The 2,453-nt window shown below is 43.5% G+C and carries 1 pseudogene; it reads right to left on the reverse strand.

Annotated elements, in window-relative coordinates:
- Positions 1–29: 29 nt before the first annotated feature.
- Positions 30–1,831 (reverse strand): annotated as a pseudogene (gene ltrA, locus PY364_RS09410) (group II intron reverse transcriptase/maturase).
- Between the last annotated feature and the right edge of the window lie 622 nt (positions 1,832–2,453).

Below are 2,453 nucleotides of genomic sequence, written 5' to 3' on the forward strand. Positions count from 1 at the left end.
TGTTAGAGTCGATAGAAGCCTTGCGACTTTTACCTCTCCTTCAGAACCGGACGTGAGACTTTCACCTCATCCGGCTCCTCAATAATTCCACCCTTGTCATGGGTACGATTCAAGACCAACTCTCAGGTTTTGGCACTTTCTTTGAGTGCATTGACCCGTCTGTTGCAGTCTTTGCGTCATGGCAATGTCTATGTAGAAGTTGAAGATTATCGTAGGTATCTTTTCCACCTAACGATGTTGGTTTTATATGGTCAACTTCTACAATGTCTGTACTGGTAAAGTACAAACCGCAGTGAGAGCAAATACCCTTCTGTTTCTTGATTAATGATGCAACCCTGTTAGGAGTTTCTGGGTATTCACCTCTACGCTTGCTCCAATAAGTCCAGTTTCCATTGTATGGACTAGCAGCACCCTTTACTTTGATATGCCTTACGATTGGCGTATCTGAATGCCGTTTTAATTCCAGTCCATCTTCGGTACTGAAACACCACTTACGGTCGCCTACTGTTCGCCAGTATTTGTCCTTATTGATGCTCCCTTTCCCCCTTTTTCTTGCCCAGGCTCTTAACTTGTCGTAGGTTAGGCTATCTATCCTATTAAAGGTTTCCTTACTAACAACTGTCGAGTAATAGTTTGACCATCCCCTGATGATTGGATTCAGATTGCTAATTAAGGCAACTTGGGGGGCGGTTTTATGGGTGTCTATTACTTCGGCAATCTTGGCTAGATGAGTCTTGATTTTGGCTTTTGAGGGGGTGATTATCGTTTTAAAACCTAGTTGTATGCCATTACACGCACCACTACGGTAGTTTCCCACTTTATGCTGTTGTACATGGAACCCTAGAAACTCAAACCCGACATTACCATCAATCTCAATGAGGGTGTGAGTTAATTTTGTCTTACTTGGCTTTAATTCCAGTCCCATATCACGTAACCAATTAGCAATTATCTCTTGACATTTCTTGACAACGTTTACATCCTCATGGATTATCACGAAATCATCAGCATAACGTATTAAGCTAAGGGATTTACGGTTCGACGTTTTATTCCCTTTTAGCGTTTCCGCGTACTGTTTTACTCTCTCTTCCATACCATGTAAGGCAATGTTCGCAAGTAGGGGAGAAATTACCCCGCCTTGTGGTGTACCCTCATTAGTAGGGAATAGAGAACCCTGGTCACAATACCCTGCCTTGAGCCATGCTTTGATTAGTCGGTTTAAGGTGGGGTATGTACTTATTTTGGAAAGTAACGCTTTGTGGTCTATACGGTCGAAACACTTAGCAATATCAGCATCCAGCACGTATTTAGCTTTTTGATGAATACTGATAAATATTGCTGCAACCGCATCGTGACAGGAACGCCCTGGTCTAAAACCGTAACTGTTAGGCTCGAATTTTGCCTCCCACTCAGGTTCTAACGCTAGTTTAACTAACGCTTGCAATGCACGGTCGTTTATCGTTGGGATTCCTAATGGTCTAGTTTCAGTCGTTCCGGGCTTAGGAATATTAACCCTACGAGTGGGTTTTACCTTTTCGGTTAACCTCAACTTACCTACAAGATTCATACGTTGCTTTGGGGTTAACGATTTAACGCCATCCACACCTGCCGTATTTTTACCTTGATTATCTTGTGTCACCCTACGTACCGCAATACATTTTGCAGACCAAGACCTAATCAGGGTCTTTTGGAGTTTGCGAACTGCTTTAACGTCGCCTCGTTCACTCGCTTGATGGATTCGTTTTTGCAACTTGAACGTCAATCTTTCAGCTTTACGCCAATTGATTTGATTCCATTCCACCGTCAGATTGTTCTGCGTTTTAGACATATTCATTGCTACTAGGACTCCATCGTTGGAATTACCGAGTATCTGTCAGCATATCCTCATCATTACAATGAGGCATTCGCTTCTGATACCATCCCGCCCTTAATTACCGTTCGTTAGCTACTTACTGGATTTCGACCTCTCCAGAGATACTTAGGGGTTACTTCGTTCCGATTACACATTGTTTGAGTCTTTAGCTGTGATGCTATCCACCGGGTTTATTGGGCGGTGCTTATAAGTCGGAGAAAAAACCGCTTATGCCCTATCCTTGCCTTTTGGCTTGGTGTTTGTCAGGGATTCTTACCGTGTTTTGCAACGGATTTACCCTAACTAAGCCTTTACACCATTTGAGTTAACGATGGTTCAACACATCTTCGCTTACGCTACGCTTGGACTCTTGCTCGACAGTTACCGGGTTTGGCTCCTAGTAGTTCTGCCTTTTACCCCCGCTTTAGCTATCATGGTTGCTACCCAATAAACTAGGGGATATGCTTTCACCTCTGCACTTGAGGGGTAGGATTTGGGCTGAACCCTCACCTACAAATGTAACCAGTTGTCACTAACTGCCTGAGCAGCTAGGCTAACCGTCCCATAAGCTTTTCGGCTTATTTTAGGTTAAACGAATCGCACT

The sequence above is a fragment of the Kamptonema sp. UHCC 0994 genome (assembly GCF_029167235.1).
Classification (GTDB): Bacteria; Cyanobacteriota; Cyanobacteriia; order Cyanobacteriales; family Microcoleaceae; genus Kamptonema.